This is a genomic window from Micromonospora arborensis (genome assembly GCF_003205615.1).
GTDB classification, from domain to species: domain Bacteria; phylum Actinomycetota; class Actinomycetes; order Mycobacteriales; family Micromonosporaceae; genus Micromonospora; species Micromonospora arborensis.
The window spans coordinates 59484-82693 of sequence record NZ_PYBV01000003.1 but is presented as its reverse complement, the minus strand read 5'-3'; the positions used below and the strand labels follow the sequence as shown (position 1 = coordinate 82693).

At 72.6% G+C, this 23210-nt stretch carries 19 protein-coding genes; 8 read left to right on the top strand and 11 right to left on the bottom strand.

The annotated features are described in order from the left end of the window. Positions 1 to 11: 11 nt before the first annotated feature. On the top strand, positions 12 to 797 hold the full coding sequence (locus C7C45_RS34385; RefSeq protein ID WP_208641039.1) for an amino acid ABC transporter permease: 786 nt from the start codon (positions 12 to 14) through the stop codon (positions 795 to 797). Further along, a complete protein-coding gene (locus tag C7C45_RS02120) occupies positions 794 to 1537 on the top strand; it encodes an amino acid ABC transporter ATP-binding protein (RefSeq protein WP_110561920.1) in 744 nt (247 codons plus the stop codon). Before C7C45_RS34385 ends, C7C45_RS02120 begins: the two co-directional genes overlap by 4 nt. Before the next feature lie 15 nt (positions 1538 to 1552). Here C7C45_RS02120 and C7C45_RS02115 read toward each other — a convergent pair whose 3' ends face one another. Both C7C45_RS02115 and C7C45_RS02110 read right to left on the bottom strand, forming a co-directional pair. After that, on the bottom strand, positions 1553 to 3127 hold the full coding sequence (locus C7C45_RS02115) for a Na+/H+ antiporter (protein WP_110561919.1): 1575 nt from the start codon (positions 3125 to 3127) through the stop codon (positions 1553 to 1555). Positions 3128 to 3457: 330 nt separating this feature from the next. Further along, positions 3458 to 6907: an ATP-binding protein gene (locus C7C45_RS02110; protein WP_110561918.1), complete on the bottom strand. Its 3450-nt coding sequence runs from the start codon at positions 6905 to 6907 to the stop codon at positions 3458 to 3460. Between the two features lie 154 nt (positions 6908 to 7061). Here C7C45_RS02110 and C7C45_RS02105 point away from each other — a divergent pair, with 154 nt between their 5' ends. Then, complete coding sequence (locus tag C7C45_RS02105; protein ID WP_110561917.1) at positions 7062 to 7940, top strand: alpha/beta fold hydrolase; 879 nt, start codon at positions 7062 to 7064, stop codon at positions 7938 to 7940. 42 nt (positions 7941 to 7982) lie between these two features. On the opposite strand, the gene C7C45_RS02100 is transcribed toward C7C45_RS02105, so the two are convergent. From C7C45_RS02100 to C7C45_RS02085, 4 genes are all read right to left on the bottom strand, one after another. Beyond that, on the bottom strand, positions 7983 to 10157 hold the full coding sequence (locus tag C7C45_RS02100; RefSeq protein ID WP_110561916.1) for a hypothetical protein: 2175 nt from the start codon (positions 10155 to 10157) through the stop codon (positions 7983 to 7985). Next, positions 10150 to 10344 (bottom strand): hypothetical protein, encoded by a 195-nt coding sequence (locus C7C45_RS02095; protein WP_146247231.1) that lies wholly within the window; start codon positions 10342 to 10344, stop codon positions 10150 to 10152. The genes C7C45_RS02100 and C7C45_RS02095 overlap by 8 nt, the downstream gene beginning before the upstream one ends. A gap of 167 nt (positions 10345 to 10511) precedes the next feature. Beyond that, entirely contained in the window at positions 10512 to 12146 is a 1635-nt protein-coding gene (locus tag C7C45_RS02090; protein WP_110561914.1) for an MFS transporter, read from the bottom strand. Next, positions 12140 to 12835: an SDR family NAD(P)-dependent oxidoreductase gene (locus C7C45_RS02085; RefSeq protein ID WP_167454608.1), complete on the bottom strand. Its 696-nt coding sequence runs from the start codon at positions 12833 to 12835 to the stop codon at positions 12140 to 12142. The genes C7C45_RS02090 and C7C45_RS02085 overlap by 7 nt, the downstream gene beginning before the upstream one ends. Before the next feature lie 163 nt (positions 12836 to 12998). Here C7C45_RS02085 and C7C45_RS02080 point away from each other — a divergent pair, with 163 nt between their 5' ends. The 4 genes from C7C45_RS02080 to C7C45_RS02065 all read left to right on the top strand — a co-directional run bounded on the left by C7C45_RS02080 (position 12999) and on the right by C7C45_RS02065 (position 16835). Further along, the gene (locus C7C45_RS02080; protein WP_110561912.1) at positions 12999 to 14288 is read left to right on the top strand and encodes a sensor histidine kinase; all 1290 of its coding nucleotides are present in this window, start codon (positions 12999 to 13001) and stop codon (positions 14286 to 14288) included. Beyond that, the gene (locus tag C7C45_RS02075; protein WP_110561911.1) at positions 14276 to 14941 is read left to right on the top strand and encodes a response regulator transcription factor; all 666 of its coding nucleotides are present in this window, start codon (positions 14276 to 14278) and stop codon (positions 14939 to 14941) included. Before C7C45_RS02080 ends, C7C45_RS02075 begins: the two co-directional genes overlap by 13 nt. An 87-nt stretch (positions 14942 to 15028) precedes the next feature. Continuing rightward, positions 15029 to 16090 (top strand): Gfo/Idh/MocA family oxidoreductase, encoded by a 1062-nt coding sequence (locus C7C45_RS02070; protein WP_110561910.1) that lies wholly within the window; start codon positions 15029 to 15031, stop codon positions 16088 to 16090. A gap of 196 nt (positions 16091 to 16286) precedes the next feature. Then, positions 16287 to 16835, top strand: a complete 549-nt coding sequence (locus C7C45_RS02065; RefSeq protein ID WP_110561909.1) for a DUF1062 domain-containing protein — start codon at positions 16287 to 16289, stop codon at positions 16833 to 16835. A 78-nt stretch (positions 16836 to 16913) separates the two neighbouring features. Here the strand turns inward: C7C45_RS02065 and C7C45_RS33850 are convergent, their stop codons facing one another. The 3 genes from C7C45_RS33850 to C7C45_RS02055 form a co-directional block, all read right to left on the bottom strand. Continuing rightward, positions 16914 to 17072, bottom strand: coding sequence for a hypothetical protein (locus tag C7C45_RS33850; RefSeq protein WP_167454607.1), 159 nt, complete (start codon positions 17070 to 17072; stop codon positions 16914 to 16916). A gap of 307 nt (positions 17073 to 17379) precedes the next feature. Continuing rightward, positions 17380 to 17601 (bottom strand): hypothetical protein, encoded by a 222-nt coding sequence (locus tag C7C45_RS02060; protein WP_030335934.1) that lies wholly within the window; start codon positions 17599 to 17601, stop codon positions 17380 to 17382. Between the two features lie 370 nt (positions 17602 to 17971). Further along, positions 17972 to 19069: a PIN domain-containing protein gene (locus C7C45_RS02055; protein ID WP_110561908.1), complete on the bottom strand. Its 1098-nt coding sequence runs from the start codon at positions 19067 to 19069 to the stop codon at positions 17972 to 17974. Between the two features lie 220 nt (positions 19070 to 19289). On the opposite strand from C7C45_RS02055, the gene C7C45_RS02050 reads away from it, so the two are divergent. After that, entirely contained in the window at positions 19290 to 21326 is a 2037-nt protein-coding gene (locus C7C45_RS02050; RefSeq protein WP_110561907.1) for a glycosyl hydrolase family 28-related protein, read from the top strand. A 106-nt stretch (positions 21327 to 21432) separates the two neighbouring features. Here the strand turns inward: C7C45_RS02050 and C7C45_RS02045 are convergent, their stop codons facing one another. Then, positions 21433 to 22068, bottom strand: coding sequence for a CG0192-related protein (locus tag C7C45_RS02045; RefSeq protein ID WP_110561906.1), 636 nt, complete (start codon positions 22066 to 22068; stop codon positions 21433 to 21435). A 13-nt stretch (positions 22069 to 22081) separates the two neighbouring features. After that, positions 22082 to 23170, bottom strand: a complete 1089-nt coding sequence (locus tag C7C45_RS02040) for a cellulose binding domain-containing protein (protein ID WP_110561905.1) — start codon at positions 23168 to 23170, stop codon at positions 22082 to 22084. Positions 23171 to 23210: the final 40 nt, after the last annotated feature.

Genomic DNA, 23210 nt, shown 5'->3' with positions numbered 1-23210 from the left:
AGAGGCGACCGATGGATCCGTTGAGCACCCTGTGGGAGACCTTCTTCGACATCGACGCGATGCGCGAGGCGCTGCCCGAGATGTTGACCGTCGGGCTGCCCAACACGCTGATCCTGGCGGTCTCCGCCGCCCTGCTCGGCTCGGTGCTGGGCCTGCTGTTGGCCGTCGCCGGCATCTCCCGCAGCCGGTGGCTGCGCTGGCCGGCGCGGGTCTACACGGACGTGTTCCGAGGGCTTCCGGCCGCGGCGACGATCCTGCTGATCGGCGTCGGGCTGGCCCCGCTGGGCATGCAGGTCTGGGGGCCGGACCCCTACCCGTTGGGGATCCTGGCGTTGTCGCTCATCGCGGCCGCGTACATCGGGGAGATCTTCCGCTCCGGCATCCAGTCGGTGGAGGCCGCCCAGTTGGAGGGTGCCCGCGCTCTCGGTTTCTCCTGGGCCGACGCGATGCGGCTGGTGATCATCCCGCAGGGCATCCGGCGGGTGCTGCCCGCCTGGGTGAACCAGCTCATCGCCCTGATCAAGGACTCCAGCCTGGTCTACTTCCTCGGCCTGGTGGCCAGTCAGCGGGAGCTGTTCCGGATCGGGCAGGACTACGCGGCCACCACCGGCAACGAGTCCGCGCTGCTGCTGGCGGGGCTGTGCTACCTGGTGCTGACCGTCCCGCTGACACACGTCGTCAACTGGATCGACCGGCGGCTGCGCAACGGCCGGCCGGCCACCACACCGTCCGACGACGACCAGGACGACGACCTCGCGTCGGTGCTGCCCGTCGCGACCGAAGGAGACCGGCGATGACCACGGCGACGACCACCTCGGTCAGCCTCGACGTACGCGACGTGCACCTCGCCTTCGGGCCGAACCGGGTGCTGCGCGGTGTCGACCTCACCGTGCCGCGCGGGGCGACGGCCTGTGTGATCGGCCCGTCCGGGTCGGGCAAGTCCACCCTGCTGCGCACCATCAATCGGCTGATCGAGCCGGACCGCGGCGACGTGCTGCTGGACGGGCGCAGCGTGCTGGGTGACGACCCGGACGCGTTGCGGCAACGGGTGGGCATGGTCTTCCAACAGTTCAACCTCTTCCCGCACATGAGCGTGCTGCGCAACGTCACCCTCGCGCTGCGCCGGCTCCGCAAGCTCGGCGAGGACGAGGCGGAGGCGGTCGCCCGGGCCCAACTGGAGCTGGTGGGGTTGGCAGCCAAGGCCGACGCACGGCCGGCGCAGCTCTCCGGCGGTCAGCAGCAGCGGGTGGCGATCGCCCGGGCGCTGGCGCTACGGCCCGAGGTGATGCTCTTCGACGAGGCCACCTCGGCGCTCGATCCGGAGCTGGTCAAGGGCGTACTCGGGGTGATGGCCGACCTGTCCGCCGCGGGCATGACCATGGTGGTGGTGACCCACGAGATGGGCTTCGCCCGGCAGGTAGCCGACACCGTCGCCTTCATGGACCGGGGCGTCGTGCTGGAGGCCGGGCCGCCGGAGGCGATCTTCGAACGGGCCGAGCATCCCCGGCTACGCCGGTTCCTCGCCCAGGTGCTCTGAGCCCGTCGACCGCGATCAGTCGTTGGGTTCACGTCCCAACAGCCGGATCTCCTCGTTGTCCAGTGCCGCCTGGAGTTCCTGCAGCACGAGGTCGTCGATCTCCCGGCTGTCGCGCAGGCGGGTGATCTCCCGCCGCTTGTGCGCGAGGGCCCCGAGGCGCAGTCGGCGTTCCAGGCGACGTTCCTCGGCGGTGTTTCCGCCGCTCTCGTTGACGTCCTCCAGGTGGCGTTGGTACTCCGCCTGCAGCCGGCGCACCGACTCCTCCCGGGCACCGACCTCGGCGGCGACCTGGGGCAGGGCGGCCAGGCCCACCTCGGTGGCCCGCCGCCGGGCATTGCGGGCCTCGTCGACACGTTCGGGGTCGCCGACCAACCCCGCCCAGCGCACCACCTGCGGCAGGGTGGTGCCCTGCAGCAGCATGATCAGCACGATCACCAGGGCGGTGACGAAGATGATCAGGTCGCGTTCGACCACCGGTCGACCGGCGACCGTCATCGTCGGGACGGCCAGTGCGGCTGCCAGCGACACCGCACCCCGGAAACCGGACCAGCCGGCGACGGTCCCCACCCGCCAGCCGGACGGCCCCTGGCCCTCGATCACCATCCGGCGGCGCCGCAACCTCGCCGACAGCGTGGTCAGATAGATGAAGAGCAGCCGCGTGGCCAGGACGACCACGGTCACCGCGAGCACGATCACCAGCGCCCGTCCGGGCGAGGTGCTGCTGATGCCCCGTACCGCCCGGGGTATCTGCGTGCCGAGCAGGACGAACAGCCCGCCGTTGATCAGGAACGTGGTCAGGTCCCAGAACGCGTACGCCAGCACCCGGGACCGGGCCCGGATCACCCGTGGGCCGGCGTAGGCCAGCATGAGTCCGGCGACCACCACCGCCAGCACACCGCTGGCGTGCACCGAGTCGGCGAGCAGGAAGGCCCCGAACGGTGTCAGCACACTCAGCGCGCCCTCGCGCAGCGGATCGTCGAGCCGTTTACGGATCAGCACCACGGCGGCCCCCACCAGCAGACCGGCGAGCACGCCGCCGACGCTGGCCCCGACGAACTCCTCGCTGACCCCCAGCGCACCCGGCGTCGCACCCCCGGCGAGCAGACCGACCGCCACCGCGAAGATCACCAGGGCGGTGCCGTCGTTGATCAGGCTTTCCGCGTGCAGGGTGGTGAGCAGCTTCCGGGGCAGCCGTTTGGCGAGGCCGGTGACCGCCGCGGCGTCGGTCGGCGCGAGGACCGCGCCGAGCACCCAGGCGGCGGCGGGGTTCACCCCGAACGCCTGCGCGGTGAACGACACCGTGACCATGGTGAGCACCACCAGCACCACGGCGAGCAGCCCGATCACCGGCAGGTTGGCCCGGATCTCGCGCAGACTGATGGTGAGGCTCTCCCGGTACAGGATCGCGGGCAGGAAGATCAGCAGCACCAGGTCCGGTTCCAGGGTCACCTCGGACAACGGTGGCGCGAACCCGAGCAACACCCCGAACGCGATGAGCAGAACCGGCGGCGCGACCCGGTACCGACCGCCGAGAGTGGTACCGACCAGGACGGTGGCGCCCAGCACCACGATCAGGACGAGCACGTCCACGCGTACCCCCTCGGACCATGGCCGACGGCGGACGCGCCGGTGGTTCCATCTGACCGCACCCGCCGGTCGGTTCCGGCGGAAACCGGCAAGTCACCGGGTAGCCCGAGCGCGGGGGCGTGTCGTCCGGCACGGGTACGGGCACCGCTGGAACAGCTGACCCCGCACCAGCACCGACCGCTGGCCGGTACCCCACAACCCGGGATGCGGGCCGGCGGGGTTCCCGGGTCTGGTCGACATCGCGATGTGTTGTTCGTAGATCTTGGACAGTTACCGTTCGCGCAAGACGGTAACTGTCCAAGATCTCGCATGACGTGACCCCTGGACCGGCCCTCAGGTTGGGTCGTCGGCGCGGACGCGCGCGGCGAGCAGCCGCGCGGCACGGCGGTGCCCGGCGGCTTCCTCGTCGCGGCCCAGGGCAGCAGCCAGATCGGCGAGGTGCCCGGCCACCGGGCCGACGGTGACCACCCCGCTGCCGGCAGCCAGTTCGGCGGCGGCCGGGCGGAGCGCGGCGGCGACGCGTTCCATGGTGGGCCGGTCGCCGATGGCCAGCGCCGCCCGGCCGGTGAGGCACAGCCGCACCTCCCGCAGCAGGTCGTGCGGTCCGTCCGGCAGGGTCCGCAGCGCCGTTCGGGCGGCGCTGGGATCGTCGGCGGCAGCGAGCAGCAGGGGCCGGACCCAGGGCTCGTGCGGGCCCCAGTCCAGCCGCGCCCAGTCCTCGTCGTCCGGCCCGGGAATCGGTCGCCGCCCGGGGACCAGCCGGGCGTCACCTGCCAGCGGGTCGTCGCTCACGGCGTCGGCCAGGCGCAGGCCGAGCAGGGCGAGCGGCAGCAACCCCTGGGCCAGGCCCGGCATGGCGTCGGAGGGCAGTCGTTCGGCGGCGGCCCGGTACGCAGTTGCCGCGGCGTCCCGGTCGCCACCCAGCGCCAGCCGCAGCGCGGCGTACCACCGGGTGAAGACACCGACCAACGGCAGCTCGTACCGCTCGGCGAGGCGGTCGGCGGCGTGGGCGTGCGCGTCGGCGCCGGACCGGTCGGCCAGGGCGCAGTTGGCCTGGACCAGGACGAGGTGCCCGAGCACCTCGAACGTCACCAGTTGCTGTCGGGCGGCCAGGTCGACCAGTTCGGCGCCGATCCGGGCCCGCGCACCGGCCAGACCAACCCGCTGGAAGGTGTGCATGAAGCGGGCGTTGAGCGCGAAGGCCAGCAGCCCGGGGTCGCCGAGGGTCCGGGCGATCGTCTCGGCCTCGTCCGCCGCACGGCGACCACGATCGGTGGTGGTGCCGCGCAGCTCCAGCGCAAGGGTGCTCAACAGCCGGCTGCGCTGCGCCGAGCCGGTCAGACCGGCCGAGCCAGCCGAGCGGGCCGAGCCGGCCGAGTCGGCCGAGTCGGTCAGACCGGTCAAGCCGGTCGAGCCGGTCGAGCCGGTCGAGCCGGCTGGGCCGAGAGCGGTCAGCGCCTGTTCGACGGCTCGGACGATGTGCCCGGAGAGCAGGTCGTCGTCGTTGCGCGTCCAGATGGCGGGCACGTCGAAGCCCGCCAACACCTCCTCGATCAGCAGTGGGTCGCCGACGGTTTCGGCTGCGGCGATCGCCTCGGCCCGCCGTCGCCGCGCCTCGGCCAGCCGGCCCGTGACGGCCAGCGCGCGTCCCAGCCCGAGCAGCGCGGTCAACCGCTCGCGCTGCGCCACCCCACCGGCGCGGTCGTACGCCTCGAGCGCCTGCCCCCACAGGCGGGCCGCCTCGTGCGGATTGCCATCGCGTTCGGCCTGCTCTGCGGCCGTGCGGGCGTACGCCCCAGCACGACCGGCAGCGACCGGGCCACCGGCGCGGAGCAGGTGGTGCGCGAGGGCAGCGGGTTCGATGGGTTGCCGCTGTCGCAGCACCTCCGCGACGGCCGCGTGCCAGGCGGCGCGGCGCGGCGCGGACAGGTCGGCGTAGAGCGTGTCGCGGACCAGGATGTGGGTGAAGCGCAGCCGCCCGTCGTCTTCCCGCTCGCTGAGGAACCCGGCCTGCAGGGCGCGGTCCACCGCGTCCAGCACCGCCGCAGGATCACCGGCCAGCGCGCTGAGCACCTCCGGGTCGAGGTCGCGTCCGAGCACGGCTGCCTGCCGCAGCACGGTACGGGTCGGCGCGGGCAGCTGTGCCAACCGGTGCCGGATCACGTCGCGTACCCCGGGTGGCACCGCGACCAGGGCCGCCTCGCCCTCGCCCGCGTACAACTGGGCCAGTTCGCGGACGAAGAACGGGTTGCCGCCGCTGCGGTGGTGGATCAACCCGACGGTGCCCGGGTCCAGTTCCGCCCCGACGACGGCGCGGGCCAACTCGCCGGTCGCCGGCGCGGGCAGGCCGGCGAGATACTCCCGGATCGGCTCCAACCGGGCGGCGCGGGCCAGGGTGGCGGTCAGCTCCGGGCTGATCTCGGTGGCCCGGTAGGTGCCGAGGATCAGCACCGGCCCGGTGGCCGGCTGTGGGCCGGTGAGCAGGGCGGTCAACAGGTCCAGGGTGTCGCCGTCGGCGCGGTGCAGGTCGTCGAGGACCAGGAGCACCGGTCCCCGGTCGGCGACCGCCGAGACCAGCGACGCCACCGCGCGCTGCCGCCGGAACCGCGCCCCGGCCGGATCACCCGGGCCATCGACCGACCCGGCGGGCTCGACGGCTCCGGCGGGCTCGACGGCTCCGGTCGAACCGGCGAGCGCGTCGGTGACCTGGGTCCACGGCCAGGCCGCCGGGGCGCCCTCGTACTCCGGGCTGCGTCCCCACGCCGTGATCCAACCCTCGGCGGCGAGCCGCCGGGTCAGGGTTTCCGCCAGCGCGGTCTTGCCGGCGCCCGGATCACCGCTGAGCAGCGCCAGGGTGGGCTGCTGGCGTTGGGTGGCGGCCTCGGCGGCCCGCCGCAGCCGGTCCAGTTCGGCATCGCGGCCGACGAACGAACGCTGCGCCACCGATCCCGGCCCGCCACCTCGAACGGGTTCGGCCGCAACGGCCACAGCGGGGGTGAGGTGCGGTGCCTGGGCCAGGATGTCGGCTTCGAGCCGCCGCAGTTCGGGACCCGGATCCACGCCCAACTCGGTCACCAGGACGTCGCGGGCCGCACGCAGCGCGGCCAGCGCGTCGCCCTGCCGGCCGGAGCGGTACCGGGCCACCGCGAGCAGCCGCCAGGCGTCCTCACGCAGCGGATGGCGGGCGAGGTGGGCCGGCAGGTCGGCGGCGGCCTCGTCCGGCCGACCCAACGCCAACAGCGCCTCCGCCCGCCGCTCGACGGCGAGCATCCGCAGCTCGTCCAGTCGGTTGATCTCCGCGACCGCCCATGCCTCGTTCGCGCAGTCGGCGTACGCGGGGCCGCGCCAGAGCCCCAGTGCCGCGTCGAGCGCAGCCAGGGCCGGCGCGGGACGTCCCGCCGCCAGCAGGAGACCGGTCTCGCCGACGGCCGCCTCGAACCGGCCGGCGTCCACCGCCTCCGGTGCGGCCCGCAGCACGTACCCGGGTGGTTCGGTGACCAGGATCCGGGGCGGCTGCCGGGGCGGTCGATCGGGTTCCAGTGCCCGGCGCAGGTCGGCGACGAAGGTCCGGATCGCGCCCACCGCCCCGTCCGGCGCGACCTCCCACAGGTCGTCGACGAGGCGATCCACCGGCACCACCCGGCCGTGCGCGATCAACAGCCGGGCCAGCACCAGGCGCTGCCGGTGCCCCCTGAGCGGGACCGGGCCGCGCTCGGTGGCGGCGGTCACCGGCCCGAGCACGCCGAACGTCACCGCGACAGGTGCCGTTGGCTGCCTGGTCATGGCACCAATCTAGGCGGGTCGGCGCAGGCGACGGCGACCTGCCCGCACTGATTCGGCACTGACCATCTGCTGATCGCCGCCGGGCAGGCTCGACGACGTACGGCGGCGACGGGCCACTGCCCCCAGCCGGCTCTGCTCACCAGGAAGGTTCCCCGTGGACCCCAGGATCAACGGTTTCGACTACCGACGCGTCACTGTCGCCGACGGTGTGACGCTCAACGCCGCAGTGGGGGGTTCCGGGCCAGCTCTCGTGCTGCTGCACGGCTTTCCGCAGACCCACCTCATGTGGCGGCACGTCGCGGCCGACCTGGCCGCCGACCACACGGTCATCTGCCCCGACCTGCGCGGCTACGGCGACAGCGACAAGCCGGTCGACACCGACGGCAACGGATACGCCAAGCGCACCATGGCCGCCGACGTCGTGGCCCTGGCCGACGCGCTCGGCCACGAACGGTTCGCGTTGGCCGGGCACGACCGGGGCGCCCTGGTCGCGTTCCGCGCCGGTCTCGACCATCCGGAGGCGATCAGCCAGCTCGCCCTGCTCGACGTACTGCCGACTCTGGACATGTGGGACGTACTGCGCGGCGCCACCGCGGCGGTCGCGTTCCACCTGTACCTGATGGCGCAGCCGCCCGGCCTGCCCGAGGAGCTGATCGGCGCCAGCCCGGACGCCTTCTTCGGTCACTTCCTGGACGTCTGGACCCGCGACCCGGAAGCCCTTCCGGCGGACGTGCGGGCCGCGTACCTACGCGCGTCCCGGAACGCGGTCCCGTCCATCGTCGCCGACTACCGGGCGTCGGCCGGTATCGACGTCACCCAGGACAGCGCTGACCGGGCGGCCGGCAACCAGCTGCGGATGCCGGTGACCGTGCTCCAGCAGGACTGGGGCGCGGCGCTCGGCTACGACGCGGCGGGGCTGTGGCGGTCGTGGGCGTCGGACCTGACGCACCGGACGGTCACCTGCGGGCACTTCATGGCCGAGGAGGCGCCGGCCGAGGTGGTCCGGGAGTTGCGCGCCCTGCTCACCCGCTGATCGAGGATCCTGCCCAGGATCCGGGCGGTGGTGACCGAGCGCTCAGCCGCCGTCGGTGTCGAGGAGTCGTCCGGCGAGTTCGCGCACCGCCGCCCGGAACCGGGGGTCGGACTCGCCGGGATGGTGCCCCTGCACCGCCGGCGGGTGGTGCTCCGCCGGCGGCGCGAGCAGGTCCCATGGATCCCGTAACCGCCGGTCGACCCGGGCGGCCGGATCGGCCGGATCCGGGGGCGGATCGCCGGGCCGGTTCGGGGCGAAGATCCAGCCGCCGACCGGATCCGTGTCCCGCCACAGGTTGAGCCACCGCCACCCCACCCGCTCCCCCACCATGCGCAGCACCTTCTCGTTCAGGTAGGCCGGAAAGAGGCGGGCGTACAGGCGATCCAGCGGCGACCCGTAGGTGAGCAGCGCGACGCGCTGGCGTACCCGCGGGGGCAACCGCAGCACCGCGAGGGCCAGCAGCACGGAGCCGTGGCTGTGCCCACAGAGCAACACCCCGCGGTGCCGCTCGGCCAGTTGGGTGATCCGGTCGGCCAGCTCCGGCACCGCGCGGTCGGCGTAGCTCGGGGGTGCGAACGGGTGCGCGGCCCGGGGCCAGAACGTGCCGAGGTCCCACAGGATGCCGACGTGCCGGCGGAACCACGCGGTTCGGTAGGCGAACACCCCACCCAGGAGCAGTGCCAGGACCACCACGGCGACGAGGGTGCTGCCCATGGCCAGCCCCATGTCGACGGCCCCGGCCGGGAGCCCGAAGAGTCGCCGCACCAACTGGGCCGGGGCCAGGTCGAACAGCCTCAGCAGATTGCTGGCGAGGCCGATCACCGCGAGCGCCGCGTACGTGACGGCGAGCAGCCCCAGCCACTCGGCGAACCGCGCACGGGCGACCGCTTCCGTCGCCTGCCGCAGCCGCCCAGCGGCCGCGGGCGTCACCGTCGGGAAGTCGCGGTCGGTGATCGCCGCCGCCGCCCGCCAGCGGCGGCGCCGAGACAGGAGAGTCAACGCCCCGCACAGCGCCACGCCGGCCGTCGCGTGCAGAAAGAACGACAGGATGGCCCACTGGTACGGCACCGGCGGCCCGCCGTCGCCGCGGTAGCCGCCAAGCAGGTCCCCACTCTGGTAGACGAGGTCGGCGGCGAACGCGCCGGCCAGGCCGACCCCGATGGCCGCGACCACCGCCGCGCCCAGACCCCGCGGCAGCGCGTTGTTGCGCTCTGCGCGGCCGTGGTGCCACAGCACCAGTCCGCTCAGCGCCACCAGCAGCGTCATCTGGCCCAACAGCGCCCAGTTGGCGATGGCCGCGTAGCCGGGCAGCCCGTCCGACGTCGGCCAGGCGCGCTGGTCCCGGGCGACGGCCAGGAGGGTGGCCGCGCTCAGGCCAACGGCCACCACGCCCACCGTGCTGGCGGCCCGGGTGACCATCCGCTTGGCCGCCGCCCGGTCCAGCAGCCCGGGGATCGCGAGCAGACCGGAGCAGACCAGCAGCACCGCCGCGTTGAGCGCCAGCAACACGGTCGTCGAGGCCGTCTGACCGCCAGCGGCACGGGCCGAGAGCAGCGTCAGGTCGAGCACGGCGAACGCGGCGGCGACGTGGATCGCCCGCAGCCGTCCCACCAGTGGCTCGACGGCCCACAGCGGGTTGCCCGCCGGGCGCGGCCGCCGGGTGCCCAGCAACCGGAGGAAGGCGACGGCGGCGATCGGCAGCAGGGCGAGCAGCGCCAGCCGGGTGCCGACCTGCCGTCCGTCGAGCCCGGCCACCGTGTCGAAGGGCGCGCGGCACGGGGCCGCGCCGAGGCACCGCCAGGCGAGCAGGTCGAGTGCCACCCCGGCGCTGGACGCCACGTACAACACGGTGAGGTTGAGGGCGAGGAGCCGGCACAGCACGGTGACCCCGGCGCCGCTGCGACGGCCGGTCGGCCGCATCCAGACCGCCACGTTGCTGAGCATGAACGGCAGCAGGAAGACCAGCGATCGCGTCCGGGCCACGGTGCCCGAGGGCAGGTCCCCCCACCGGTACGCCTCCAGCGTCAACCCGTCCGGCCCGGTGGAGTCGGACCCGACCGGGCGGTGGAAGCCGCCGCTGCGGTCACCGGCGACCTGCGTGACGTGCGCCCGGCCGAGGATCTTCTCCGGTCGCGCCCCCGACACGCCGTGCACCCGTAACTCGACGATGTCGTGCCGTCCCGCCCGCTCGCGGTGCGGCGGTGAACCGTCATCCATCGGTCCGCCGAGCTGGTCGCCACAGCCCGGGCACCGCGTCGCGCACGACGATCAGCGGGAGCAACCCGGCCCGGGACAGCCGGGTCGGCGCGACGATGAACGCCAGGTCGAACAAGGGTTCCAGGAACGACGCCCGCCGCGGATTCTCCCGGCGTCGCGGCAGCCGCCCCGGAAGCCCGTTCGCCATCGCCACCCTTCCCCGGCCCGTAGCTGCCACCGCCGCCCAAGTCGTACCACCTGGACGACCGGTGCCGGGTGGGTTCCGCCAGGCCCGACGGTCGGGTCGGAGAGCGGTGGTGCGGCCATTCCTAACAACGGGGCGTACGCCGTACGCCGGGCGAGGGCGGGGCGCGGTCACACGGCCTCGCGGTCGTCGGACAGGGCCGGGCCGGCGGCGGCGGGCACCAGGTGCCGCACCTCCAACTCGCCGTCGGTCAACTCCCGGGCCCGTTCCTCGGCCGCACGGTCCTCGCCCGTCAACCGGCCGCCGTGCTGGCGCAGGTGCTCGCCCCACGACGGCACCAGGTACACCTCGACGAACCGGTCCGTCGTCTCCGCCGGGCGGAACAGCCCCCAGCGCATCGCGCCGGTCCGCTGCCGCGCGGCGCGGACCAGGTCCATCGCCGCCAGGAACGGTTGCGTCTGCTGCGGCCGGACGGTGTACTGCACGGTCACCAGCACCGGCCCCACCCCCGGGTCCGGCTCGTGCACCAGGTGCAGTTGCGGCCAGTAGGCCGCCGGTTCGCGGTTCACCGACCGCAGGTTCGGCAACGGCCAGATCCGACTCGTGACGGTGCCGACCAGCATCAGCGCCGCCGCCGCGAGATAGGCGAGGACCAGACCGCCGACGTCGGCCACCAACCCCCAGACGAGCGCGCCGACCGCCTGCCCACCAGCGAAGAACACCTGGTAGACCGCCAGCCCTCGGGCCCGCACCCAACTGGGCAGGAAGAGCTGCATCTCGGCGTTGACGTTGGCCAGCACCGTCACCCAGGCCATCCCGGCGGGCAGCAGGGCGAGCAGCACCAGTGGCACCACCCGCACCGTACCGACCACGGTCAGCGCCACGGTGAACAGCGCCCCGGCGATCAGCAGGAGTTGGTTGGCCGACAGTCGGGTGCGGATCACGGCCAACAACACACCGCCGACGATGGCACCCACCCCGAGGGCGGCCAGCAGCAGCCCGTACCCGCCGGAGCCCAGGCCCAGCCGCCGGTTGGCCACCAACGGCAGCAACGCCCACAGCGCGCTGGCCGGGATCACGAAGACCAGCGCGCGGCGCAACAGCCGGCGCACGATCGGCGAGTGGCGTACGTACCGGCTGCCGGCGCGCAACGCGGCGGTGAAGCGCTCGGGCACCTCGACCGCGCGGGCGCTGCGGGGCCGCCAGCGCCACAACGCGTAGGCGAAGATTCCGAACGCGATGGCGTTGAGACCGAAGACCGGGGCGACGCCGACGCGGGCGATCAGCACACCGGCCACCGCGGGCCCGACCGCCCGCGCCATGTTCACGCTGATCGAGCCGAGCGCGGACGCCGACCGCAGTTGGTCCTGTGGCACCAGCTCCGGGATCACCGCCGCCCAGGCCGGCAGGGTGAGCGCCTGCCCGACCCCGAACGCGAAGGTGAGGGTGAGCAGCAGTGCCGGAGGCATCCGGTTGGTCAGGGTGAGCAGCGTCAACGCCACCGCCACCGCCACCAGGAACAGCTGCACGGCGATCAGCAGGTGTCGGCGGTCGAAGCTGTCGGCCAGCACCCCGCCGGGCAACGCCAGCAGCAGCACCGGCAGCAGGCTGGCGGTCTGGACCAGCGCGACCAGGGTGGAGGCGTTGGAGTGGTGGATCAGCAGCCATTGCGCGCCGACCGTCTGCATCCAGGTGCCGATGTTGGCGGCGAGCAGTGCCAGCCACAGGTTGCGGTAGACGGCGGTCCGCAACGGTGCCCATGCCGAGGCCGGACGGTCGTTCGGTCCGGCCGCCGCCGTCACCACCGCCCGTCCGCGCGCAGCACCCGCTCACCGGAGACGTAGAGATCGTCGGGTTCGAGCAGCAGCAGCCGGACGACCTCGGTGGCGACCTGTTCGGGCATGGCGTACACCTCGTCCAGGAATTCGGCCCCCACCCGTTCCTGCAGCCGGGTCGGCATCGGCCCGGGATGCAGTTGCATCACCTTGACCCGGTTGCTGTGCTGGGCCTCGGCCAGTGAATCGACAAGGCTGCTGCCGTAGCTCTTGGTGGCCCGGTAGACGGGAATGCCGGGTCGGGGTGCTGCCAGCGCCATCGCCCCGATGTACACGACGTTGCCGTGCCCCTGCCGGTGCAGGTGCCCCACCACCTCCCGCAGCAGGTACGTGATGCCCAGAACGTTGATCTCCACGGCTCGGCGGATGTGCTCCACCGACAACTCCGTCAGCTCACCGCCCGCCCACATCGACGCGCACGCCGCCACCCCGTCGATGGTGCCGTAGCGCTCCACCACCTCGGCGAAGCCCTCGCGGACCTGCTCGTCGGAGGAGATGTCGCAGACCGCCCCGTCGCAGCCCAGCTCGTCGGCCGTCGCGGCGACCTCGCCCGGCACGTTGCCGAACACCACGACCCGGTGCTCGTCGACCAGCAGCCGGGCCACCGCGAGACCGAGCCCGCTGGTACCGCCGACAACCACGAAGGTTCTGGCACCCATGTCTCTCCAGCCGCCGCCCGGACAGTTCACGCGCGCCGCGTGACGGCGCGTTCTTCCCGTTTCCGAACCCCGCACACCCGTTCGGCCGGTAGTGCTGGGCATACCTCGGAAAGTGGATCTGGACGGCTGGGGCGGCCAGGTTGTCGCGATTAGCGTCTGCGGCATGACCTCGGAACACCCTCGTCACCTGGCCGAGGCGCTGCGCCGCCGCGGCTGGCTGATCTCCGCCTGGCCGTGGCGGGCACTGGCCTACCTCGTCAGCACCGTGCCGATCGCGGGCGTGCTCGCCATCGGGCTACTCGTCATCGGCGCACCCCTGCTGGCCGCCGTCAACGCGCTACTGCTGCACGGCCGACCGCCGAGCATCGCGCTGATGTTGTTCCTGGGGGTCGGCAGCCTCATCCTGCTGGCGTTGGCGCCGATCGTGAGCTTCCTGGTGGCGACCATCGAGCGGTGGCGGCTGCGGCTCGTGGACAGCCGCCCGCTGCCCGCGTCGCCGTGGCCGGGCCTGGTCGCCCGCTACCGCAGCGCCGCGACCTGGCGGGAGGTGGCGTACCTGTTCTGGCTGGGCGGGTTCGTGCCGGTCGCGTACTGGGTGCTCCTGCTGCTGGTGCTGCTCGACCTCGGCATGATCACCAGTCCCTGGTTGGCTGGCGACGCCGAGCCGGTCGTCATCTGGCAGCCGATCGAAACCACCGGCGAAGCCATCCCGTACGCGATCGTGGCGGTGCTGCTTCTGCCGGTCTTCTGCTACGCGTTCGGTCTGCTCGCCGCCCTCCAGGCCGCCGTGGCCCGGTGGGTGCTGGCGCGACCGGTGGACGCGGCGGCGCTGCGCGAGGTCGCCCGGTCCCGCACCCGGCTGGTCGGCGCGTACGAGGCCGAACGGCGTCGGATCGAACGCGACCTGCACGACGGCGCGCAACCCCGGCTGACCAGCCTCACCCTCCAACTGGGCCTGGCCCGGCTGGACGTACCCGAGGACTCCCCCGCCGCCCGGCCCCTCGCCGTGGCACACGACCAGGCCCGGGGCCTGATGGTGATGTTGCGGCAACTGGTGCACGGCATTCGCCCGCAGAGCCTCACCGACCTCGGCCTGGCCGGTGCCGTCCGTGAGCTGGCCGACGCCGCCACCATCCCGGTCACCGTGCACGCCGACCTGCACGGCGAGTTGCCGGAGATCGTGGAGACCACCGCCTACTTCGTGGTGTCCGAGGCACTGGGCAACGTCGCCCGGCACGCCGGGGCGACCCGTGCCGAGGTGCGCCTCACCCGGCCTGGCGGGGACCTCGTCGTCGAGGTGTCCGACAACGGCAGCGGCGGCGCCGACCCCACCCGGGGTACCGGCCTGACCGGTCTCGCCGACCGGGTCGCCGCCGCGGACGGCCGGCTGTTGCTCGCCAGTCCGCCCGGCGGGCCTACCCTGGTCCGGGTGGAGCTTCCGTGCCGGCGGTGACGCGGGTGGTGCTCGCGGAGGACGAGGTGCTGCTGCGCGAGGGTTTGGTCGCGCTGCTGACCCGCTTCGACTTCGCGGTGTGCGCCGCCGTCGGCTCCGCGCCCGAACTGCTGGACGCGGCTCGCGAACACCAACCGGACCTGGTGCTGACCGACATCCGGATGCCGCCGGGCCGCCGCGACGACGGGCTCCGCGCGGCCGTCGCGTTGCGCGCCGAGCGGCCCCACCTGCCGGTCGTGGTGCTCAGCCAGTACGTGCAGACGGGGTACGCGGCGGCGCTGCTGGACAGCGGCGACGGCCAGCGGGTGGGCTACCTGCTCAAGGACCGGGTGGCCGAGGTGACCGAGTTCGTCGACACGTTGCGCCGGGTCGCGGCCGGTGGCACCGCCATCGACCCGGACGTGGTCCGGCAACTGCTGCACCGGCCACGCGACCCGCTCGCCGCACTCTCCACCCGCGAACGCGAGGTGCTGGCGCTGCTCGCGGAGGGCCGGTCGAACGCGTCGATCGCCGCCCGCCTGCACGTCAGCGAGGCGGCGGTCGGCAAGCACGTCGGCAACATCCTGCTGAAGCTCGACCTGCCGCCCAGCGACGACACCAACCGTCGGGTGCTCGCGGTGCTCACCTACCTGCGCAGCGACCCGGCGAGCTGACCGGCGGCGGGCTGAGGCCGGGGCGTAGATTCGGCAAGCGGTGCCGCCGCCACGTCCGGGCGCGGACCGGGGAGACAGGGGTACGGCATGGCGGAGGCGCTGCGGGTCGGTCTGCTGGGGTACGGGTTGGCGGGCCGGGTGTTCCACGCACCGCTGATCGCCGCGACTCCCGGGCTGCGACTCGACGCCATCGTGTCCCGCGATCCGCAGCGGCGCGAGCAGGCCCGGCAGCAGCACCCCGACGCCCGCCTGGTCGACGACGCCGACGAGCTGTGGCGTACGCCGGACGCATTGGACCTGGTGGTGGTCGCGACGCCGAACCGGCAACACGTGCCGATGGCCAGGGCGGCGCTGGCCGCCGGGCTGCCGGTCGTCGTCGACAAGCCCCTCTCCCCGACCGCCGCGGAGGGTCGCGCGCTGATCGACGAGGCGACCGAGCGTGGGGTGCCACTGACGGTGTTCCAGAACCGGCGCTGGGATGGTGACTTCCGCACCCTCCGCCGGCTGGTGGAGCAGGGCGAGTTGGGGCGGGTGCTGCGCTTCGAGTCCCGGTTCGAGCGGTTCCGTCCGACGATCAAGCCGGGCTGGCGCGAGTTGGCCGGTCCCGAGGAGGCCGGCGGCGCCCTGTTCGACCTCGGCGCGCACCTCATCGACCAGGCGGTGCAGCTCTTCGGCCGGGTCGACCGGGTCTACGCGGAGGTGGACCGTCGCCGCGCGGGTGCCCTGGTCGACGATGACGCGTTCGTGGCGTTGACGCACACCAGCGGGGTCCACTCGCATCTGTGGATGAGCGCGGTGACCGCCCAGCTCGGGCCGCGACTGCGGGTGCTGGGTGACCGGGCTGGCTACACGAGCTACGGCCTCGACGTGCAGGAGGCGGCGCTGCACGACGGCGGCCGGCCGGACCAGCCGGGTTGGGGCGAGGTCCCGCCGGAGCGGTACGGCATGCTCGGCGTCGACGGTGAGCTGCGGTCGGTGCCGACCGAGCCGGGCGCGTACCAGAGCTTCTACGCGCAGGTGGCGACGGCTCTGCGCGAGGGCACGCCGATGCCGGTGGACCCTCGGGACTCGGTCGCCACGGTCGAGCTGATCGAGTTGGCGCACCGGTCCGCGGTCGAGGGCGTGGTGCTGCCGGTCCCGGCCATCTGACCGGCCCGAGGCGCTCGAAAAACCGGTGGAGTAGCGCCGCTCTGCGCCATTACCGTGCAGCGGAACCAGATCGTCTAGGCAAGGACGTTCCGTTGTACACCCTGTGAGACCTCCCGATTGCTGATTGTGTCGCGCGTCGCGCCTGTGCGCCGCGCTCCTTTTGCTGCGGATCTCTCACTGAAACCGGTGTCCTTCTGTGCTCAGAAACTGGGCCGTCGTGCCCACCTGCCTGCCGCTCGTTCGCCGCCGTTGCCACTCGTGCGCGTCCGAGCTTTTCCGGCCAAGCGGAAAATTCCGCGTCAACGCCAACCACAAGCTCATCGACGCCTGGCTCCTCGTGCTCTGTACCGGTTGCGGGGTGACAGCCAAGCTCACCCTCCTGGAGCGGGTGACCGTGCGCTCCATCCGACCGGGGTTGCTGGACCTGCTGCACCACAACGACCCCGGGCTGACCGCCGCGTTGCTTCAGGACCCGGCCGTGCAGCACCGCAATCGCATCGCCCTCGACTGGGACGACGCCTGGCGTCTCGACACCGACGGATCGGAGCACCTGGACCACGAGACGATCGACGTCGCGGTCCGCTTCGCGGCGCGGATCCCGGTCCGGCCGGTGCGACTGATCGCTGACGGTCTCGGTCTTTCGCGAGCCCAGGTCGACAGACTGATCCTGGAGGGGAACATCGTTTCGGCAGTCCGGTTGAGCGGCAAGCTCTCCGGCGACTTCACCTTCACGCTGAAGCGCTGAGCCCTCTGCACCGATCCGTGGGCCTGTCCGGCGTGCTCCGCCGGACAGGCCCGGGCGGGAGGGGAGCTTAGACGGGCACTAGTCGGCGTCCTGCTCGGAAGGGGCCTCATCCGGCACCCGGGCGTCGTCGTCGGTCTGTGCGTCGTTCGACGGGTTGGCGAGGTCGCCGAGCCGACGCTCGGCCTCTCGGGCCTCCTCGTCGAGCCTGGGGTTCTCTTCGTCGGGGCTCTGCGACATCCGCGACCTCCATCGGGCACGACCGGTCGGACCTCGGTGTACCCGGTCTGACGGCGACGACACGAAACGGACGCGCTATCGACTCCATGTCACCGATGTGGCGGTATCCCGCCGAGCGGATGCCGCCACATCGCCGAAACGGAGTGGATCTGGGGGCTGGCGGACATCGCCGCACTGACGCTTCAGAGGTAATGACCTGTCGAGCCTCGCCAGCCGTCGTCGGCGGGGGGAAACCGAGCGCCGGGCCGGCCGGGGGTACGCACCGGGCTGGAGCCCAGGAGCGTTGCCGGCCCGGCCCGGTGCCGGATCAGCGCTGCTTCAGCTCACGCCAGGATGGGTGCGTGCCGCGCCAGGCGTCGGCGAGGATGGCCGCCGAGGCCCGGCTAGGGCACTGCTGCACCCGCTCACGACCCGACGCCCCACCGATCTGGGCGCGGACCTCCCAACCCTGCCCGTCAGTACGGATATACACGTCCCGGCGCCCGCGCGGGGTCGTGTCTCCGTTCCACCAATGCTCCTCGACCTTCATTCGCCGACCGTATAGCAAATTTTGCGCCGGGGGTACGTCGCAGGTGGGTCGGAACCAGGGCGATAGGCGCAATTCCGGCGTACTTCGGTCTAAGCGTTGACGGGGAGGACCCACAACGGGGGATCCTCCCCGTCCTGAGCGACGAATCAGGACCCGATTACCTGCCGTTCAGCACACCGGCGAGGGCATTGACCAACCTGTCCTGGCCCGCAGGACTGGGTGCGGCGAGCCTCACTCCTGAGTGATCCGCATGTCACCCGGAGTGAACCGCCACGTCGCGCTCGACGCGTCCATTCGCGCAGCCCTACCGCCCACCCCGATGAGCAAGTTCCGGCACTCCCGCTCGCCGGCGGTCGATGGTCGACCGGGCCTACCCCTGGGTGGTCAGCAGGTAGTCGTCGGCTTCGGGGCTCCACCGGAGGTCGACCACGCCGCCCGTGGCCGCGGCCTTGCAGAACTGGAGGAAGCTGCGGTAGCCGAGCTTCTTCTCGCTGAAGTCGGGTCGGGCCCGGCGCAGCTGGTTCTTCAGACCGGACAGCGCCACCGGGTTGCCGCTGCTGCCGAGGTCCGCCACCACGCCACGGAGCAGACCGAACGCCACCTCCCGGTCGCCGTGCTCGGGCAGCGAGACCTCGGGGTCACCCTTCGCGGGGCCTTCGGCCAGCTCGATCACGGTGTGTTCGGCGAGGTGCCGCAACAGCTCGCCGAAGGTGCGGAAACCGTAGTCGGACTCGCTGAACGTCGGGTCCTTGCGCAGCAGGGTGCGCTTGAGCCGGGAGGCGGTGACGTCGCCGTTGGCGCTGCCCTGCAGCCCGGCCACCGTCTGGGCAACCAGCACGGCGAGCGCATCCACGTCCCGTTCGGGCTCCTCGCCGGCGGGTCGCCGGTCCACCTCCGGCTCCCGCTCAAGCTCCTGCTCCGGCTCGGGCGGGCGGACGTCCGGGCCGGCCTGCCGGGTCGGACGGCCGCGCCGGCTGCGGGTCGGCGGGATGTCCACACCCTCCAGCCGGTCGTAGTAGAGGAACTCGTCACAGGCCGGCGGGAGCAGCGCCGACGTCGACCCCTCGACCCCGACCCCGATGACCCGCTTGTTCAGCTCGCGAAGCTTGTGCACCAGCGGCGTGAAGTCGCTGTCGCCACTGCAGATCACGAACGTCGAGATGTAGTCGCGCTCGAACGCCAACTCGATCGCGTCGACAGCCATCTTGATGTCCGCGGCGTTCTTGCGGGAGGCGCCCATCCGCTGCGGGATCTCGATCAGCTCGACGTGGGACCGGGTGAGCATCCGGCGGTCCTCGTCGAAGTAGGACCAGTCGGCGTACGCCCGCCGGACGACCACCCGACCTCGTTCGGCCAGCGCGTCGGCGATGGGCCGAAAGTCGAAGGCCGCGCCACCACGGTGGTCGCGAGCGCCCAACGCGAGGTTTTCGTAGTCGAGGAACAGGGCGATCCGGTCTTCTTGATCCACGCGGACCAGCCTACGCCCGGCGTGAGCTGCCGGGGGGCACGCGACGCACGACACCCCAACTCGTCAATCGTCCATTTCTTGCGGGCTGATTGTCGCTTCTTTTCGCTGTTCGATTGCTGTCTTGCAACGCAGTGTTCGCTGCTGGCATCATGGCGATCAATGTCGGGCGTCGGGGGCGCCGGGCGGACCTCCCACCACCACCCACTGAGGAGGGTCACCGATGTTTCGTGCCATCATGCCGGCGCGGGGACGCCCCGGCCGGCCGACGGCCACCGCGGCCGCGCTCGCGACCGGCCTCACCGTGCTGATCCTCGGCCCCACCGTGGCCGTCGCCGGCCCACCCGCGGCCTCCGGCGCGACACCGGTCATCACCCGGGCCGCCCTCGATCCGGCGTTGGTCGCCGGACGCGGCGCGGACGTCGACTTCGTCGAGCAGGAGGCGGAGAACGCCCGCACCACCGGCGAGATCATCGGGCCCGACCGGTCCGCCTACACGCTGCCCGCCGAGGCCTCCGGCCGCCGGGCCGTCCGGCTCACCCCCGGCGAGTACGTCGAGTTCGTCCTACCCAGCGCGGCCAACGGGATCACCGTGCGGTACAGCATCCCGGACGCGCCACAGGGCGGTGGGATCACCGCGCCGCTGCGGGTCACGGTCAACGGCAAGAACGCGCGCACCATGACGCTGACGTCGCAGTACTCGTGGCTCTACAACCAGTACCCGTTCTCCAACGACCCTCAGGCCGGGCTGCTGCACCCGGACTGGTGGATCACCGAGTGCCAGTGCGTGCCGTCGGCCACCACCCCGTACCCGAGCATCAGCACACCGTTTCGGCCCACCCACTTCTACGACGAGCAGCGGCTCCTGCTGGGGCGCACCTACCGGGCCGGTGACCGGATCCGCCTCACCGCGCCGCCCGGTAGTGCCGCCGCCTGGACCGTCATCGACCTGCTCGACTCCGAGTTGGTCGCGCCGCCGCGAATCCGGCTGCTCGCGGCGAACGTGCTCGCCTTCGGCGCCGACCCCACCGGCCGGCGAGACTCGGCCGACGCGCTGGACCGGGCCATCGCCTTCGCCCGGCGCACCCACCTGACCGTGTACGTCCCGCCGGGCACCTACCAGGTCAACCGGCACGTCATCGTCGACGACGTGACCATCGAGGGCGCCGGCAACTGGTACACCACCTTCAAGGGCCGCGAGGTCGCCCTGCCGACGCCCGCCCCGGACGGCTCGGTGCACACCGGCGTCGGGTTCTACGGCCGGGACGCCGCCGACGGCGGCAGCCGCAACGTCCACCTCTCCGGCTTCGCCATCGAGGGGGACGTCCGGGAGCGCATCGACACCGACCAGGTCAACGCCATCGGCGGCGCGCTGAGCGACTCGACAATCGACGGGCTCCACCTGCGGCACACCAAGGCGGGACTGTGGTTCGACGGGCCGATGCGCAACGTCCGGGTCACCAACAACATCATCGTCGACCAGATCGCCGACGCGCTCAACTTCCACACCGGTGTGACCGACTCCGTCGTCGCGCACAACTTCGTCCGCAACACCGGCGACGACGGCCTGGCGATGTGGTCGGAGAAGACGGCCAACGCGCGGAACACGTTCGACCACAACACCGTGCAGTCGCCGACCCTGGCCAACGGCATCGCCATCTACGGCGGCGCGGACACCACCGTCTCGCACAACCTCATCGCCGATCCCGTGCGCGAGGGCAGCGGCATCCACGCCGGTTCCCGCTTCGGCGCGGAGCCGTTCACCGGGCACCTGCGGATCAGCAACAACACCACCGCCCGCGCGGGCACCTACGAGTTGAACTGGAACATCGGGCTGGGCGCGATCTGGATCTTCGCCCTGGACCGGAGCATCGACGCGGCCATCGAGGTGACCGGCGACGCGTACCTCGACAACACCTACAACGCGATCATGCTGGTCAGCGACTGGCCGGTGAAGGACCTCTACTCGATCTCCAACGTGCGGTTCCGGGACATCCGGGTCGACGGCACCGGCACCTCGGTGGTCAGCGCCCGCTCGGCGGGGTCCGCCTCGTTCGTCAATGTGGACGCCCGCAACGTGGGCGCGGTCGGGGTCAACAACTGCGGTTCGTTCCACTTCACCCCGGCCGGTTCGGAGTTCACCCTGACCGACCTCGGCGGTAACGACGGCGGGTGGCTCGCCCCCTGGCTGCTGCCCAACACCATCACCTGCGCCGACCGGCCACCCGTGTCGCCGCCCCCGCCTCCGGCGCGGTGGTGAACGCGGTGGGCGGCCCGAGGAGTCGGGCCGCCCACCGCATTCGCACAGCAGGTCAGAGCGTTCGCACCTGCACGGCAGGTCAGAGCGTTCGCACCTGCAGAGCAGGTCAGAGCGTCTTCGCGTACGCCAACGGCACGGTCGTCGGCTGCCCGTCCCAGTTGCCGCTCAGAGTGGCGCCGGCGCTCGCGTCGGCCCCGGCGCCGGGTCGGCGGACGACGACCAGTTCGACCGAGTCGGTGCCGATGATGGCGACGTCCCCGTCGACCACCCGCCGGACCGCGCCGGTCGGGGGCACGTCGGCGTCACCGGTGCCGCTGGCGACAACCGTCATCGTCGGCTTGCGCACCTCGCGCCGGCCGTCGACCTCGAAGTACTCCTCCGCCTGGCCGCCGCCGGTGAGGATCGCGTGGGCGAGCGCGGCGGCGTACACCGGGTCGGCGCAGGCGTCGTACACCCAGCGTGGGCCGAGCACCGAGTGCTCGACGGTGCCGACCAGCCAGCCGTCGGCGCCGTCGAGGGGCGCGGCACGGTAGGTCAGCGGGACCTGGTGGACCGGCCCGTCCGCGGTGCCGACCAGCATCGTCTCGATGCCGACCTCGCCGGCCGGGTCGTCGAAGCGGTACGCGCCCCGGCTCACCACATCGACGCCGGACGGACCGGCGAACCAGGGTCGGCCGGGCAGCCAGGCTCCCAACAGTTCAAGCTTCGTGGGGCGCAGGGTCGCCCGGTGCAGCAGTGCCATGACGGCAGCCTAGTCAGAGGCCGGTGCAGGGGTTACCGCCCACCGTGCAGGCCTCTGGTGCCCTGGCCTTCGGCCGGTTGTCGCGTACGTCGAAGCGGAACGTCTGCGATCCTCCGGCCGGCACGGCCGCTCCGGTGAAGGTGATCGCCTGCCCGTTCTGACGCCAGTTCGCACCGTCGACGTCGTCCACGGTGCTGCCGTCGGCGAGCGTGACCACCACGGCCCAGTCCCCCACCGGTGTGCCGGCGCGGTTGTCGACCACCACTTCGCCGGTGTAGCCGAACAGCCGGCTGGAGTCGGTGTCGTAGCGGGCGGTCAACAGCGGCGGGGGCGGGGGCACCGACGTGGGTGGGCGCGACGGCTGCACCGACGCGCTCCGGCTCGGCCGGGCGGTCGCCGACGCGGTCGTCCGCGAGGGGCGCGCCGAGGGCGTCGCCCGCCGCGTGGCGGTGGGCGCGGTGAGCGTTCCGGACGGCGACGGCGACACCGACGGCGTCGAGGACGGCGCGGCGCTCCGGTTCGGCTCGTCCGGTAGCGCCGCCCACGCCGCTACTCCTCCGAAGACCACCACCCCACCCAGCATCGCGGCCAGTTGGTGGCGGCGCCGACGAGCGCGGCCGGGTCCACGCGCGCCGACCAGCGGCAGTTCGGCGGTCATCCCGCCGTCGTTGCGTCGCAGGTCGACCTGCTGGAAGGCGAGCCAGTCGAGAATGGCCGGCAGTCGCACGGTCAGCGACTGCCGGAGCTGCTGCTCACGTGGTTCGTGCTGCTCGGCGGACCACGCGCCGTGGGTCGTGGCCTCCCGTACCTCCAGCCGGCAGCCCTGCCCGGTGGCCGTGACCGTGCAGGTGAGTTCGCTGAGCCGGCCGGCTTCGTCGCAGGCCAGCACGAGGAGTCCCGGCACCTGCCGCTCGGTCACCTCGACCTCGACGTTGGCCTCGAAGCCGGGCAGCCCGGCCGTGTGCAGCAGCAGTCGGTCCGGTACGCCCTCGACCGTTTCGGCCTCGGCGAACCACCGGCCGAGCAGCGCCCGATCGGTCAATGCGAGCCAGACCCGGGTGGGTGGATGGGACAGGTCGACCTGCGCGCCGATCTCGATCACGGCGCGACTCTACGGGTTCCGCTGCCGGCCGTGCCGCCGC

What these genes read in the sequence shown, in the direction of transcription:
- C7C45_RS34385 (WP_208641039.1), top strand. Translation starts at nt 12, where the DNA reads ATGGATCCGTTGAGCACCCTGTGGGAGACCTTCTTCGACATCGACGCG.
- C7C45_RS02120 (WP_110561920.1), top strand. Translation starts at nt 794, where the DNA reads ATGACCACGGCGACGACCACCTCGGTCAGCCTCGACGTACGCGACGTG.
- C7C45_RS02110 (WP_110561918.1), bottom strand. Translation starts at nt 6,907, where the DNA reads ATGACCAGGCAGCCAACGGCACCTGTCGCGGTGACGTTCGGCGTGCTC.
- C7C45_RS02100 (WP_110561916.1), bottom strand. Translation starts at nt 10,157, where the DNA reads ATGGATGACGGTTCACCGCCGCACCGCGAGCGGGCGGGACGGCACGAC.
- C7C45_RS02095 (WP_146247231.1), bottom strand. Translation starts at nt 10,344, where the DNA reads ATGGCGAACGGGCTTCCGGGGCGGCTGCCGCGACGCCGGGAGAATCCG.
- C7C45_RS02085 (WP_167454608.1), bottom strand. Translation starts at nt 12,835, where the DNA reads ATGGGTGCCAGAACCTTCGTGGTTGTCGGCGGTACCAGCGGGCTCGGT.
- C7C45_RS02080 (WP_110561912.1), top strand. Translation starts at nt 12,999, where the DNA reads ATGACCTCGGAACACCCTCGTCACCTGGCCGAGGCGCTGCGCCGCCGC.
- C7C45_RS02070 (WP_110561910.1), top strand. Translation starts at nt 15,029, where the DNA reads ATGGCGGAGGCGCTGCGGGTCGGTCTGCTGGGGTACGGGTTGGCGGGC.
- C7C45_RS33850 (WP_167454607.1), bottom strand. Translation starts at nt 17,072, where the DNA reads ATGTCGCAGAGCCCCGACGAAGAGAACCCCAGGCTCGACGAGGAGGCC.
- C7C45_RS02060 (WP_030335934.1), bottom strand. Translation starts at nt 17,601, where the DNA reads ATGAAGGTCGAGGAGCATTGGTGGAACGGAGACACGACCCCGCGCGGG.
- C7C45_RS02050 (WP_110561907.1), top strand. Translation starts at nt 19,290, where the DNA reads ATGTTTCGTGCCATCATGCCGGCGCGGGGACGCCCCGGCCGGCCGACG.
- C7C45_RS02045 (WP_110561906.1), bottom strand. Translation starts at nt 22,068, where the DNA reads ATGGCACTGCTGCACCGGGCGACCCTGCGCCCCACGAAGCTTGAACTG.